General features: G+C 62.4%; 7 protein-coding genes. 3 read left to right on the forward strand and 4 right to left on the reverse strand.

Annotated elements, in window-relative coordinates:
- Window positions 1-401: 401 nt before the first annotated feature.
- Together ASC61_RS04755 and ASC61_RS04760 are read right to left on the reverse strand one after the other, a co-directional pair.
- On the reverse strand, window positions 402-1,415 hold the full coding sequence (locus ASC61_RS04755; protein WP_056210001.1) for a LacI family DNA-binding transcriptional regulator: 1,014 nt from the start codon (window positions 1,413-1,415) through the stop codon (window positions 402-404).
- A 147-nt stretch (window positions 1,416-1,562) separates the two neighbouring features.
- A complete protein-coding gene (locus tag ASC61_RS04760) occupies window positions 1,563-2,954 on the reverse strand; it encodes an APC family permease (protein WP_056210003.1) in 1,392 nt (463 codons plus the stop codon).
- A 223-nt stretch (window positions 2,955-3,177) separates the two neighbouring features.
- On the opposite strand from ASC61_RS04760, the gene ASC61_RS04765 reads away from it, so the two are divergent.
- From ASC61_RS04765 to ASC61_RS04775, 3 genes are all read left to right on the forward strand, one after another.
- Complete coding sequence (locus tag ASC61_RS04765; RefSeq protein ID WP_157439378.1) at window positions 3,178-3,534, forward strand: hypothetical protein; 357 nt, start codon at window positions 3,178-3,180, stop codon at window positions 3,532-3,534.
- Window positions 3,524-5,824, forward strand: coding sequence for a N,N-dimethylformamidase beta subunit family domain-containing protein (locus ASC61_RS04770; protein ID WP_056210007.1), 2,301 nt, complete (start codon window positions 3,524-3,526; stop codon window positions 5,822-5,824). The genes ASC61_RS04765 and ASC61_RS04770 overlap by 11 nt, the downstream gene beginning before the upstream one ends.
- A 75-nt stretch (window positions 5,825-5,899) precedes the next feature.
- Window positions 5,900-6,889: a helix-turn-helix transcriptional regulator gene (locus ASC61_RS04775; RefSeq protein ID WP_056210009.1), complete on the forward strand. Its 990-nt coding sequence runs from the start codon at window positions 5,900-5,902 to the stop codon at window positions 6,887-6,889.
- A 272-nt stretch (window positions 6,890-7,161) separates the two neighbouring features.
- On the opposite strand, the gene ASC61_RS19630 is transcribed toward ASC61_RS04775, so the two are convergent.
- On the reverse strand, window positions 7,162-10,395 hold the full coding sequence (locus tag ASC61_RS19630) for an NACHT domain-containing protein (protein ID WP_162243643.1): 3,234 nt from the start codon (window positions 10,393-10,395) through the stop codon (window positions 7,162-7,164).
- A 403-nt stretch (window positions 10,396-10,798) separates the two neighbouring features.
- Complete coding sequence (locus ASC61_RS19635; protein ID WP_157439380.1) at window positions 10,799-14,710, reverse strand: hypothetical protein; 3,912 nt, start codon at window positions 14,708-14,710, stop codon at window positions 10,799-10,801.
- Window positions 14,711-15,556 lie beyond the last annotated feature (846 nt).

A 15,556-nucleotide genomic window follows, 5' to 3' on the forward strand; every position in this document is an offset into this window, starting at 1 on the left:
CGAGCTGAACCGGGCGATAGGTGGTGACGTCGTTGCCTGGCGAGCCGCTGGAACGCGCACTCCCGCCAACGATGGACCAGGTGCCTCGGTCCGCGACCCAATCAGCCCCCAGCGGTCCGTCCGCACGTTCGAAGTCATCGGCGCCAGTGACCCGCTCGCCCGCTGCGGAGGCCGCAGGGACGCCGTTCGACACGTACAGAAGTCCGGCGCAGGCAAGGGCGGCTGCCAGAACGGCGACGAACAAGCGTCGTGTTGCGGTGGCAATGGATCGATTCATGTGGTGTCCCCGATGGTCGGCCTGATCGACGAAAGATGTGACGCCCATTACATGATCAAACGTTTGATCATGTCAAGAGAGCGCTCCATCCGTCTCGCCCACCGATCCGCGCTGAGCGCTCGATCTAGCCCTCGATGGCGCTGGTCGACGCCCGACGTATCAGCTGAGGCGACTCGTTGCTCAGGAGGCGGTCAGCGGCGGTTCCTACTTGGAGCCGTTCGATCAAGCATTCAACGGCCGCCCTCCCCAGCGAGCGCAGCGGCATCCGCACGGTGGTGAGCGGCGGCCAGGTCATCGCCGCCGGCCATGCGTCATGCACTGCGACAACGGACAGGTCCTCTGGCACAGACCACTTCATGCGGCGTGCTGCGCCAAGAGCGGCCATGCCCGCATTCATGTTGGCAACCACCAGGGCCGTGGGCCGCGGCTGCGCCTCGGCGAGAACCGCCAGGGCGGAGTCCGCGTCAGAGATGCGGTAGCCGAATCGAGTCACCAGCTTCTCGTCGACCGCATGCCCGGCTTGCGCCATCGCCTCACGGAAACCCTCCTCGCGGCGCCGGGCCGAAGGCGACCCGGCCAAACCCCCTACGAAAGCGATCCGCTCATGCCCCAGGGCGAGCAGATGGTCGGTCGCGGTCCGCGCGGCCGCGGCGTCATCGAGCATCACTGATCCCGTTCGGCGCGGGTGAGCAGCGTGCAGGAACACCACCGGAAGTGCATCGTGCACGAGAGAGTCCAAGCTCTCGGGCTCGAGCCCGTCAGGCATCTGCACGATGGCCCCGTCGACCCGCCCCTCACCCAGTAGCCGCGCCAGCGTGTCGTCAAGGTCGTGCATGCCCTCCGCTCTCGAGAGCAGCAAGGTGTATCCCCGTTCCCGAGCCGCATCCTCAGCGCCTTCCACGAGCTCGCTGAAGAGGGCATTGGTCAGATCGGGCAGGACACATGCCAAGACGGCCGTCCGCTGCAGTCGAAGTGACCGGGCCGAGTGGTTGGGCCGGTAGTCCATCTGACGGGCCGTCTCGAGAATCCGCTGCCGAGTCTCCTCGCTCACACGGGTGCCAGGCGCGTCATTCAGGACGCGAGAGACGGCGGACACGGATACTCCGACCGCGCTCGCCACATCACTGAGGGTCGTCACAACCCTCCTTCTCCAGTCCGACTGTTCACTGCCCCGATCCTCCCACGCCGACGACGCGGCGCGGCCGGATGCTGACGATGACCTCGCGTCGAGGTGGTGTCGGGGAGCTGGCCGCCGCGCTCGATGCGCGCGACGGCCAACCCGTGCTCAGAGGTCCGACTGAGCCAGGGCTCGGCCCTTCATCTTGAGGCCGAGCGCGAAGACACAGCCGATGGCGAGCCAGATGAGGCCGACGGTCTTCGCGTTGTTGCTCGCGTTCCACAGGGCGTACACCAGCACCGCGGACCCGATCACGGGCGAGACCAGATGCACGAAGTACTTGCGCGACTTGGTCCGGACGATGAAGTGCCTCAACACGCTCAGATGCAACAGGATGTACGCCGTCAGGGCGCCGAACGTCACCAAGCTCGTCAGGAGCGCCACATGCTCCACACCGAAGATTCCCACCAGGATCGACAGGGCGGCGATGAAGAGCATCGCGTTCGCGGGCACCTGCCGAGACGTGACCTTGGACAGGAATTTCGGGAGCTGCCCGTCACGAGCCATGCTGTAGAGCAGTCGAGCCGAGACACCGTTGGACGCGATGGTGTTGGCGAACAGCGCGATCATGGCCGCGACCAACGTCACGACGACCTTGAACCAATGGGTCATGACATCACCGGTGATGTTGTAGAAGGCGTTGTTGACGGCATCGCCATCAGCGAACTCCGTGCCCTTGGGCACGAACGCGGCTGCGAAGTAGACCTGCACGATGAACATGGCTGTCACGGCCCAGAGCACGATCATCGTGGCGCGGGACGTCGTCCTGCCACCGTCGACCGCCTCCTCGTTGAGCGTGGAGATCGCGTCGAACCCGATGTAGCTGAGCGCGGCGATCGGGATCGCGCCGAACACCACGTTCCAGGAGAACTCGTCCGGGTTGAAGATCGGCGTGAACGAGAACGAGCCTTGTCCCTGTGCGATCGCGACGATCGACCAAGCGATGAATGCCGCAAGCGTCACCATCTGGATGTAGAGGAAGATCCGGTTCATCTTGGCGGTGACGTCGATGCCGCGGACGTTGATGATCACGGTCGCCACGACGAAGAACACGACCCACGCCTCACCGGGAATGCCGTCCACGAGGGAGGTCATCGCGCTCGCCGCGAACACACAGAGCAGGGCCGGCAGCAGCAGGTAGTCCAGCAGAATCGCCCAGCCGCTGATGAAACCGACGAAGTCGCCGATGCCGTTGCGGACATAGGAGTAGACGGAGCCGGCGATGGGGAACTCTGTCGCCATCTCCTTGTAGCTCACCGCGCTGAAGAACATCGCGATGGCTGCCACGACGTACACCAGCACGACGGCGCCCGACGAGAAGTTGTAGACGATGCCGAAGACTGCGACAGGTGCGAGCGGAACCATGTAGATGAGGCCGTAGATGACGACGTCGGCCAACGACATCGACCGCTTGAGCTCTTGCTCGTATCCAAGCGCGTGAAGGGTGTCCTCGGCCTCGTGGCCCGGCCCATCAGCTGCGCGTCCTAGCTCGGTGGACATAGTGTGCTCGATTCTGAGAAGCGGCCCACGAAGGAGCCGAAGTTCAGATCAACGTAGGTATCGACGCACTCGAATCCCATACGCAGATGTGCGTAATCGGGTCTTCGCCGCTCAGGAACTACGTATGTCGACCGATGGTGCACACCCCGTCGCATTCCTACTGTGACAGGAATCGGTCAAGACGAGGAGTCAGGCGATGGTGCAGCGCACAACGACGGAGCGGGTGGCCGAGCTGGACGCGGTGTTCGACCGCCGGTTCAACGCCCGGGTCAGGTCTGATCTGACAAGCGACGTCCTCGACGAGCTACTCCGCAATCCCCTTGGCCCGCACACCGACACGGCGTCGCGGGTCAGACGCGCTTTGGGCAGCATGACGATCACCGGCAAGCAGCTCATCTTGTCCCTGGGCCCCGACGGCCCGTGGGCGATCGGCGTCGTCACCGTGGGAGCCCCCGGAAACCTGGTCGTCGACACCGACGCCCATCACAGCTACGAGGACGCCATGCGCGTCATCTTCGCGAATCGCGCTGCACAGTTCGCCGGCCCGGTCGGCACGGAAGGAACGTCTCATGGGAACTGACACCGCTGGCCTGTTCGGGTACAGCAACACACTGTCCGGCCGCCCGGGCGAGACCCTCTCGTTCCACGTCAGCGCAGAGAACGTCGGAAGCTACCGCGCCGAGCTCGTACGACTGCGCCACGGCTTCACCGGCTCCGCGGGCCCGGGATTCCTCGAGGACTCGGTCCCGAGCTCGTTCGACGGAGAGTACGCAGGACAGGCTCAGACCTGCCAGCCCGGTTCGTACGTCGAGGTCAAGCATGACGGCAAGCTCGCCGACTGCGCGGAGACCTCGATCCGGGCGTACATCTATCCCACCCTGCCCCGCAGCGAACGATCCGGGGAGTTCGGCGCCTATCACGTCTCTCAGAACTCGATGGTCAGGGACAGTCAGCTCCAGACCGTGCTGAGCACCACGATCGCTGGTGAGATCGGTGGCTATTCGTTGGCTCTCGACGACGGGATCCCGACATTCTCCTGGTTCGCGGATGGGGCCATCCGGACCCTCACGCTGAATCAGCATCTGCAGGATCATCAGTGGTACCTGCTCGAGGTGACGGCCTCCGCAGCAGAAGGCGCCGTCACGCTGTCCGCCTCCCCGGTCGCGAACATCATGAACCGCAACGCAGAAGCGACGGCCGGACTCGACAGCGACTTCGCGAGATGCAGCGCGACGCAATTCGAACCGCGAGTCGGCGACCTCAGGATCGGCTCCTCTGCGCGCCGTGTTGGGAGCCGCCTCCTGGCGTACGAGACGTTCAACGGCAAGATCGGCGGAGTACGGATCGATCAGTTGGGCGACGAGCCGTCCGGTCAGAGGACACTGGGCGACTGGCACTTCGGTCTCAGTCCGCGATCCGACGGCCTCCTGCTCGACGTCGTGCTGGACAAGTCACCGCACGCCTTCCACGGGACATGCGTGAACACGCCCACACGAGGTGTGACGGGACCCCTGTTCCAAGGGTTCGTGACCGACTTCCGGCGAGTGCCGGACGAGTACGACGCGATCCATTTCCACGACGACGACATCACCGACGCAGACTGGCCGGCCTCGTTCTCCTTCGAGATCCCCGATGGCCTGCCCAGCGGTGTGTACGCAGCCAAGGTCAGCGCTCCGGGAGCGGAGCAGTACATGCCGTTCTTCGTCCTGCCGTCCGAGCGCAAGAACCGCGTGGCCGTGCTCTTCAGCACCGCCACCTACCTGGCGTACTCGAACGATCGCATTGCCTTCGAGGCCGACCAGGCCGAGATCATCGTGAGCCACACCCCGATCGTCGATGGTCTCGATCTGGCGCTCCAGGACCACCCCGAGTTCGGTCGGTCCTGCTACGAGATCCACAACGACGGCTCCGGTGTCGTGTTCGGAAGCTCGCGCCGGCCGATCCTCACGATGCAGCCGACCCACCGTGCGTGGTTCCAGCACGGCGGCGCGTGGGGCCTGCCTGCCGATCTCTGCATCTCGCACTGGCTGGAACACGAATCGATCCCCTTCGATGCCATCACGGATCACGACCTGGACCGCGAGGGCCACGAGCTGCTAGACGGCTATGACGTCGTCATCACCGGCGCGCACCCCGAGTACGTCACCAGAGCCGAGATCGAGTCGATCGACACGTACCTGTCGACTGGCGGGCGACTGATGTATCTCGGAGGCAATGGCTTCTTCGCCACCGCCTCCTTCGACCCCGAGCAGCCGCACGTCATGGAGCTGAGGCGCGCAGACGGCGGAACCCGTCCCCACCAGTCCCCCTTCGGCGACGCTCGGCACACGACGTCCGGCGAGCAGGCCGGCCTGTGGCGCAACAAGGGCCTGCCCCCGCAGAAGCTCGTCGGAGTCGGGTTTGCCGCGCAGGGATTCGACCGCTCCACCCACTATGAGCGCCTCGAGGACAGTCACGACCCGATGGCGGCCTTCGTGTTCGACGGGATCGCGTCCGACGAGCTCATCGGCGGCTTCGGGATCATGGGCGGCGGAGCCGCCGGCGCGGAGATCGACTGCTACGACCCGTCCTTGGGCACAGCACCCGGAGCGCTGCTCCTGGCGACCTCCGGACCGTTCTCCGACGGGTATCTGCTCGCTGCGGAAGAGGTGTACGAGACGTTGCCCGGACTCGGAGGGACCGAGAATCCGCGTGTTCGCGCCGACATCGTGCTGTGCCCGATCGAGGGCGGAGGCGCGTACTTCTCGGTCGGATCCATCGCCTTCTCCGGGTCGCTCTCGTACAACGCCTATGACAACAACGTGGCTCGCATGACCGGGAACGTCCTCCAGCGCTTCCTCCGCAAGGAACCGATCGACAGCGTGATGTGACCTTGATTTTACCTGGCAGCAGCGGGGCCGGGAGTAGAGTTGGCACTCTCCCTTCGCGACCCAGAGGTGGCTGTCATGGACACTCCGAACAGTCGCGTGTTGGTGGAGGCGGCGTTTGCCGCGGGCTCTGCTGACCCGGTCGACGCGGCGGAGTCCGTGCTCTCGATCCTTCGTCCGGTCACCGGCGATGAGGCCAGCAGCTTGATGATGTGGGACGAGTCGACCCACACCCACATCGCGATCGCCGCCAGCGGCTACGACGACGAGACCCTCAAGACGCTCGGCGACGCCTATGCCGGTTCCCTGGCCCACGCCTCCTTGCGCCGGAGTGGACGAGCCACCCGCATCAGCGACATGCCCAAGGACTACCTGGACTCCGAGATCTACTTCCGGGTCGCGGGGTCTGCCGGATTCGGAGATGGCATGTCCGTCTTCCTGTTCTCGGCTCACCACGAGTACGTGGGCATGTTGCACATGTCGGCCGCCGCACCCAACACGTTCGGCGACGAGTCGGCCGAGCTCATCAACAACCTCCGGCCGATCGTGTCCCACCTGTGCAACGCGGTGGCACCACGCCACGTGATCCTCGCGGCACCCTCCTCCATGCGCGCGAGTCTCATGGACGACGCCGGGCGCGTGTGGCAGATCGAGGACTGTGAACCGTCACGCGTCGCCGAGTCCGACGGCTTTGCCACCGTCCTTGAACGCTTCCTTCGCTCCCGGCTCTCAAGCACGCAGGGCGTCTGGCCGATCGGCAATGACTGGGTGAGTGTCGACCTGACCCGCGCACACCACCCGTTCGACCGGAGCAGATCTGCTGCGATGGTCCGTGAACGGCCCACGGATCAGCTTCTGGGGTTGTCGCCTCGGGAGCTGGACATCCTCCATGGGATGGCCATGGGCCACAGCAACCAGCAGATCGCCGAGGACCGTTGGATCTCGCCACGCACCGTGACCACGCACGTTGAGCACATCCTCGAAAAGATGGACCAGCGATCGCGCGCGGGGGCCGTTTCAGCAGCTTCGCGGCTGGGCCTGCTCCGGCTGGACGGCATCGAGGTGTGATTGACGATCGGGCGTCGATCGAGTGGGGCGCCGAGGGACGCGGGCCGAACCCTGAGGTCAAATTTTCGTTGAGCCGCTTGTCAGAATCGAACTGACGACCTTTTCATTACGAGAGGTTGCTCGATGCCTTCCTACCTGGGATTGCAGGCCCATCCATGCCGTGGATTACATCGATTCTTACGGTGGGGGCGCGCCGGGGGCGCGCACACTTGATCTAGACGGCCGGCGCACACGTACAGCCCTAGGGCTTCACGACACGGGATGCGTCGACGCTAGTGCTCGCCAGGCTTGGTCCCAGTCGCGCAACTGTCACAATCGAGTGAAGCCGACGAATTGACATTCCCACAATGCTCGCACGCCCAGTATGCCGCTTGAGCGATGCTACCTTGCCCTAAATTGAGGATTGACAGGACAGTCGCGTCATCGCTATTTGCAGCGATCGCCCACTCTTCTGGGTACAAGCTGGACCCGTTCCCGGAAATCCTTAGGAACGTGGCTGCAGCATGACGGACATCAGAAGCCTCATTCGTGACTGAGTTCTGCAGCAGGGCGTGGGGATCTTCAACGCAGCACAGTCGTACCAGCATCACGGCCCGCCGGCCTTCGTAGCTCGAAGCCTGGATTTTCGCCAGCAGTGAAGCAACTTCGGACGACCCCGCATTGCCCAACATCCACGTAGCCGAGGTACGAAGGTTCTCACTGTCTGAGCACAAGAACTCAATCAAGGTTGCCGCTTCATCTGGAGTGGGACGGTTCACGGTGAGGTCGTCCGCAACCAGAGGCGGCAGGTCAATTACATCTTTCGCGCTGAGGAACAAGTCGGAATCGTGGAACAGGAGGCTAGCTTGAGAGGCCACGACTTCGACGTCCAGCCCCAGAACTCGCGCCGACAAGCGTAGCCACGTCGAGACCTGACTCAAGGGGAGTTCACGCACATCTCGAATGTCGTCCGCGTACATGGCGGTGAGACCGAGACCAACCAGCAACCGATTGAGTTCTGAAAAGCTCCAGCGGTGCCGCTGGGAGAGAGTTTCGTGGGGATCGTCAGCGAAGGCCCGGAGCATCCATCCCCATCCATCGAGGTCGTCAATAAACTCACGCAGCCAACCCAAGTTGGGGAACCATTCGTGCGGGTTTGGGTCCGTCCAGCCTGCCGCCGCGAGGAAGCCGTGCACCTTCCCGTGATCGCCCATTGAGAGCCGGGATGAAACCTCATACAGCCTCTCGACGAAATCAGAGTCCACCTCCGCGATCAGTTGTGCCACTCCTACGCAAAGCCGTCCAAACCCCGAGGGAAGCGGAGTACCGGTGCGAATTTCCAGGTACCTCCGCGAACGACGTACAACGCCACCCTTCTCGGATACAAGCGGGGTGTAGAGAATCTCCCGCATCGCATCGATTGCGTCGGACGAAATCTGACCAGATACACCGGCGATCCTCTCGGATATCGCCATCAGGGTCCGCGCCATCTTGAGACGGTCATCATCCATGGACATTCGCTCAATCGCGATACGGCGCTGCTCGCAGTTCACGGCGCTAACATCGAGCGAAGCGAGTTCCATCGTGTAGTACGAGCTACCAGCTTTATCCTCCAGTTTTTCGGCGAGGGTCGCGGTGTTCGCGGACGGCGGCATCTCCTGCTCGGCCGCGCCCGCGAGAATCTCAATCAGTTGACCTTCCCAATCCAGCGATTCCGATCTCTGTTCGACTCGTATTTCGAGCAATGCATCAATCACCCGTGACCGAGCCGCGAACTGCTCGTCGACAGCAAGCGTGAGCAAACGATCCACAAACTTCGGCACTTCTAGAACCGCGAGCAGAAGGGCGTCCTTGAGGGCCGGGTCTCCCGCCGCATTTGCGATCCAAGCGTCAACATCGCTAGCGGACTGTTTGGAAGCCCAAATCGCGTCCCCGAGTTCACTGAATTGCCTCGAGCGCGCCGACACTAGACCGCCTTCCACCGTGAATACGCTCGCCCGTTCGTCCCAGAATCGGAGCGCCTCACGCGCCAGTACTTCTGAATGACCGGGAGCCTTTCCCCATCGTGCATTGAAGAGCGAAGCCAGCGCTCCCATCGCCGTTGTTCCATCCAGATCGGAGGTCGTGTTGAGAAGGTGTCCGATCTCTGCGAACGCCTCTGACAGCATCTCCGGATGCAGGTCTGGATTCCAATTTGTCGGACCGGCCGCCTTGGCCGCCTCCCATAGACTGATGTGCTCACGAACGACTTCTCTGAGCAGGGACAACCGACCGATTGGCGCGCCCCCGGGCGCGTTCGTCGCGATTCGTAAAGTCGCTAGAGTCGCCAGCAACGGAATTTCCCAGAGATCGCTGTTGCCTTGTCGCATCTCGTCGATCGTCTCGACTCTCTGCGCCAGCCAAGTATCGCGGGGGTCGTCATTCGTGCCGCGACATTGGGCTACGTGGGCCAGCAACCCACGACAAAACTCTGGCAGGTACTCCGGCGACTTGAGAGTGACCCTTGGCAGGGCGAGGCTTGAGGCATCGTTGAGGGCACTAGGGCGACCGGACAGAATCAGTCCGAGGTTCAGCGACGCTTCGCGAAGTACCCTGCCAACGGCGTCGACAATTCTCGAACGATCGCTCAGCGCTTCGTCCAAGCCGTCCAGAATCAGCGTGACGCGATCCGCAGGGATTCGCTCAAGGAGGGCATCGACGAGCAAGGATTCGTCCTCTTGACCGCGAACATTCCGAGCTAGCCGGATGAGAGAAGCGATCGTAATGTCGTCGGTTCCCTGGGTCTCGGAAGCTACGCGACGCAGGTCTATGACTATTGGAAGAGGCGCCAAGGGGTCGATGGCCCATTCCGCCGCTAGTTGAACTAGAGCTGTCGACTTCCCCATGCCCGGCAACCCTTCAATCATGAGGCGAGAGTGCCGTCGAGCCACTGCGGCGAGCGGAGCGCTATGAGGCCTACGGCCTTCGCCCCACTCGACCGTGAGCTCGGAAGTGGTGTGGGCGCTTTCGATGGGTGGAAGACCCGGACACAACCCAGCCAAGGACATCTCCGCAGCAGCGGCGACGAGGCGTTTGCGATATGAATCGACCGCGTCTAGGCGTGCCTTTGCGCGAGCCCCGGCTGAACCGGTTCGATCTGGAAACACGTCCAACTTCGCTGCAAGCAGATACTCCACCCAATCCTCGAGGCTGCTCGTGCCGCGCCGGGCAGCTTGCACTTGCATGGCTGCCCGCAAGGCAGCGAACGCGGCCAGCCCACTGCCACTAGGCACAACCGAGTCTTCCAAGAGTTTGGCGGCGTATGCGGCGTGAAGATCGCCGTCATCCCTCACGCGAACCTCGGCCACCCGTGCGTGCTTCACGATCTTCTGCTGTAGGTCGACAGAGAGTCGTGCGAGCCTCTTCTCGAAATCTGACATGGCCTTGAGCTCACCTTTTGGCGAGCTCGAACTCTCGCGCGCTTGCGATCGCTGTAATGCTCGATCCAAGAAATTGAGCGTGCCTCTCACCGTGCCCGCAGCGAGCATCAATGAGTCGCCGTCTTCGACATCTTGGTGTGCCCACTGCGCGACGGTGTCATCTAGAGGGCCCGACATTCCGCATTCCAGCTTCGCTTGAACAAAGAGGGTCGATCCATCCGCACATTCACATCGGATGTCGTCTGTCGCATCGCCAGTCTCGAGTCCGATTCGGACCGGCTCGCTCGTTGTCAGCGAGAGGCCAATGCCCCTGACAGCTACGCCGGCAAGCCCGTGGCACACCAAGTACGCCGCAACGCCTGCGCGATATTGGCTGCCCGCCTCATTTGCCTGCCCCCCAGCAGAGCCTCGCGAGTTCACCACCTGAGCATTCTGTATCAAGATCGCTGGACTTAGAGCGTGTAACCGCAATGTCGAGGCTCCGGTCTACGCCGACCGCCAGCTTTGCACCTCAGGAGAGCGAAGAGAGCATCAGCACATTCACGGCGTCGACAAGCCTTGCCGCAGATAGGTCGTTCTCCAGGCCCTGCAGGAAAAGCGAAGCCAGCACGACGTCATGGGACCCCTCTATCTCCGCAGCAACCTGCCTAAGCAGGAGGTCGAATGCTGATGTGACCTGCGGCGGGAAGGCGCTCAGAGTCGCTCGACCCTCTGCCTCGATGTCGGCCAAAGTTGGGAGCGAGTCAGCGATCAGTGGCGGCCAGGTGGGTGGGCGGGACCGGCGTCGACTGGCGTCGTGTGAGAGTTCTACGAGACTCTGGACAATTCGGGAAATGCGGGTCGTGGTTGCCCCGGCAAGCCGCGTCGCGATGCCCGCTGCTGCAGCGACTTCTTCAATGTCTTCAGGGAGTAGATCATGACTCCCCGGTTCCGACTCTGCGGACATGACCGCGGCAATCGGCAAAATGTACGTCTCGCCAGCCTCCGTTGTGGTGGCAGCACCGACCACCCGGCAACCCAGATCCTCGCGCTCCCCTTTGGACGCCGCCTCCATCGCAGCCTTTAGGACAGGCCAGTGTTCTGCGTCTGTGATGACCAGCCAACCTGCATTGTCCAGTGCCCACGAATGCGATCTAGGGTCTTCGAATCGATGGACGTGCGCTCCCGGGACCTCCCCAGTGATGCTGGCGATGATCTGAGCTTGACGCCCCTGCTTGACCTGTGAGACAGCGCTCACGATCTGGTTGCTTGACCCGAGCAGATCGCCTGCCCGAATATGCGACGCAGCAGACGGGTCGAAATGGATGGTCGCCAGCAGGGCCGCAATGTGCGCCAAGTTCTCGATCAACTCATCCGATATCGGTGCGCCAAGCGCCCCAAAGTGCGGGCTACTCTCGGCTCTAGCGTCTCCGAGCTCGACGACCGCGTCCCGGATTGACATTGCGGCGACGAGCAGTCTGGGGCCCAGCACTCCCCGCAACGCGTCCGTGGCCTTCAACAGAGCACGCGTCGTGTCGTCTTCCTTCCGGTCAAACGCGTCAGCACCGGCGTGTGTAACCCCCAATCCCACCCCAGTCGCAGCCGGCCGAGCAAGTTGGTTCGCGCATTCAACAGCCAGAGCATCCAACTTCGACTGCCAATTGGCCCGTCGATTTGCGTTGTCTCTCGGACTCAATCGCGCCACTGCGGATCCTGCCAACTCGGTCAACATTTCAGCCGTGGTGATCTGCGCCCGCACAAGCGACGTCCAAGACTGCGCCGCCGTGGACCTGCGCAGCGCCGCCTGAAATCCCACATTCCTGCGTACACCGACTCGGTCCGGGAACGCGTCGCGGGCCATTCGTTTATATCCCGGCTCGTGGCCGGCGATTTCGACACGCCTTTGGGAAGCGTCGAGGGTGATGACCTCCACGATCTCAGCTTCCGGGCAGGCCGCAGCGAGATTTCTTGCCGCAGCCACGGCGCTATCGTTGATGATGTCAGCAGAGCTACCTTCCATGGACGCGTCCCATGCCAACTCCAATGGGCTCGTCGGATTCGGCGGCAGAAGGCGGCGCAAACTGACCGTCGATGTCGCGGTTTCGTAGGACACGTAGATGGCATTCGGATCCATTTTGGCGACCTGGGTGGCGCGACTTGCTGGCGTGCCGAGAATCGCCTCGACCTGTCCTGCGGCAAGCGATGCGCTGAGCTGCTCGATGAGACGCGACCAAGGTTCCACGTCCTCAGGGCCCGCCGGCTCGGGGAATCGCTGAAGTATCCAGGCAACGGTTTCAGGCGAAAGGGGGGCGAAACCGTGCGCAGCTTCCAAGAATCGCGTGGCTTCAGCCACGTTCTCGGCAGAACCGCCCAAAGCTCGGACCGAGGTGTCGTTCAGCTTCGCGGCGACCTTCTGCGCAGTGGCTGCAGATCGGTCCGGGAGTTTCGCAGCAACCTTCTTGACCTCACGAAGGCCTTGGTCGAAAGACGGGTCACCAATGGGCTCGAAGGTGAGGCCTTGATTCCTCATGCCGTACGTGAAGTTTGCCAGGTGGTGGATCGAGAGACCGGCTGGCCGATTGGCGTCCAAGATCGGTATGCATCGTCTGGTGTAAAGCACGTTGTCCGCTCGTTCGGCACCTTCCAGCAACTCGGCTGCTTGGACAGCTGTTGTGGAGGGCTCCGACATTTTGGCTGCTGCCGCTTCCGCAAGAACTTCCAAACCTTGGGAGTCGTGCTCTGCCGCGCGCCGGAGCAGCCAACCCGCTTCGTCCGGAGCAAGAGCATCGATCGCTCTAGCGAGTGTCGCTGCCAAAGTTGGCGGCGGAGACTCGTGAAGGAGGTTCGAAAGGACACGCGAGCGGAGTTCGTGAAGCCCTCTCCAGTTTGCGCCGTCGTTGATGACGATGTGCTCGTCACGAAGTCTGCTAAGTGCATCTCCCACGGCACCGGGAGCGAATGCTTGCAGGACCATACCGAGTCGATCGGAGTTCATCGCGAGCCCGAGGCTGTGGACCGACGATAGAAGACGCGCTGCGTCCCGCTCCAATTCCCTTCCTGGCTCGCCGAGCTCTGCCACCTGTTCTGCTAGGACTTCGTTAAGACGTTGACCGGTAATAAGCATGGCTAAGAACTCCATGAGCAAACCCTCTGATCGGCCGTGCGCTTCGTCAGGATTCATCTCATGCTCGATCCCCGCAAGGCGGACCCGCTCACCAATGGCTCGCGCAGTCTGAACATCGATGAGAAGGTCGATGATTTGAGTCGCGCCCTTCGCAAGTGACGGATGGAAGTCCTCAGCGCGGCAGGCCCCAATGAGATACGTCTCGTTGAGCTCCCGCAAGTAGGTTGCGGCTTGCGGCCATTTCGCCATGCTCGGACGGCCTAAGTTGTCAGCTGCGACCAGCAGCGGCGAGCAAGATGACGGGCGAAGAAGTTGAGCGTGCCGGACAAGGAGTCGCACGTCGGAGTCCGTCTCCAAACGAGTAACTCGGAGAACCCTCGCAGCTGGCATTGCATCTCGAGCCGCGCGCCACATCATGACGGACTTTCCCGACCCGGAGGGTCCGAGCAGCAATGCCGCGCCGCGGTCATGCAAGCCTTCGACTACTTCACCGAACTCACGCGGCCGAAACACGTCGTGACCGGCAGCAACCAAGGCAGGACTGCCATCCATGCCCAGATAGAACTGACGAGCGGGAACATCGGCGGGGTGAATATAGTCCGCCGCGCTACAAATGCCGCTAGCGACGGCGATACTCAGGCCTTCGAGATCAACCGCCGATTGAACGCTTTGGACTAGCGCGTCAACATCCCGGACAGAATGACGAACCGCGTCTGGCAGTGAAGTCCCGCGCTGGGTCGCCGCGCTTTGATCGATGAGGTCATATAGTGCCCCGACAACGAACTGCGCAACCGTCGGATGGACGTCAAACGCGGATCCGAGCACCTTCTCTGTCTCTGCTCGAATCTGCCACGGCAGATGGATAAGTCGCGACCGCTGCAAGAGATTGGCTGCGGCGTCGTCATCCAGTCCACGACTTTTAAGCGCCTTCATCAGATTGTTGACGACATCATCACCCTGGTCGCCGATCACAGCCTCCCAACCGGAAAAGGTCAGGCCCGAGCCGAGACCTGCGTCGGTCACAACGGCAATGTAAGCGCTTCCCGCAACAACGTGAGCATGCGTGAGGGCCTCAGCCAGACCGGCTGCCGCAAGTGTCCCCTGTCCCCCAGCGATCTCCTTCATCTGGACAAAAGTCTTGGACCCATCGACATGCTCGCAGTCAACGTCTTCCATTCCCTCCGGCGTGATCCTCGCGAACGGTAGATCGCCAGCTCGTGCGCTTATCAGCAGATGCGCGGTTGTCGCGGCCTGCCAAGTAACACCCGCGAAGTTTCGGGCCCCTTGACGAAGGTCCGCCCAAAGTTCGTCCGGTGTCATCTCAGATCGTGGCTTGCGCTCGACGGATGGGACAGCGGCCCCATCGAGGTCGGAATGGACCGCGATCGTCGGCCTTGTTCTAACGCGGCGACGGTCGGTCGCCTGATTGTTCTTCTTTCCACGTGCCATTTTGACTCTCGATCAGCGGTCCAACAGTGGGCTCTCGTCGACGCTACGGGGTCGACCGACCCCGCGCTGCGATCAAGAGTTGAATCTGACATAGCTCGGATTCTCTTCAAACTTGGCAAGCTGAAAGGCTCTCACCCGCCGCAACATCGACACACCTCTTGCATTCTCGATGTCCCCTTGCGTCCGTACGAAAGGCCTTAAGGGTCATGAGTGCAGACAAAGATCGCGAATGGCGCGAGGAGAACAGGCGAGAAGCCGCAGGAGGAACATGCCCTCGATGCGGTAAAGATGTGCAGCGGAAGGCGACCGGTAGACCGCCAATCTGGTGCTCGCAGGCATGCCGAAGAGCCGCGTACGAGGAACGCCGCGCGGCCGCTCAAGGTGCTATCGCCATCGAAGTGGTCGACCGCATGGAGACTCGCGAGCACCCCATCGGAACCTGCGTCGACCGAACGTTGGCCTCTCCAGCTGGGTGCCGACGCGTGGTCTATGAACTGGCCAGACTAGGCCGCGAGCGCACCTTGCAGTCAGACCCGCGTTGGGAGTCGACTTACAACGCGATACGCAACGGACTGATGGACGCCATATACAGGCCGTTTGATCGAGGTCGATAGGTCTCCTGATCGACGCGCCGGGCATGGAGCACTTCGCCCAGGATGGGCCGCGCCAAAGATTGGGTTGGTCGCTTCAATCAGCACGACAATTGGAATTGTCATG

Source organism: Aeromicrobium sp. Root344, assembly GCF_001425755.1.
Taxonomy (GTDB): Bacteria; Actinomycetota; Actinomycetes; order Propionibacteriales; family Nocardioidaceae; genus Aeromicrobium.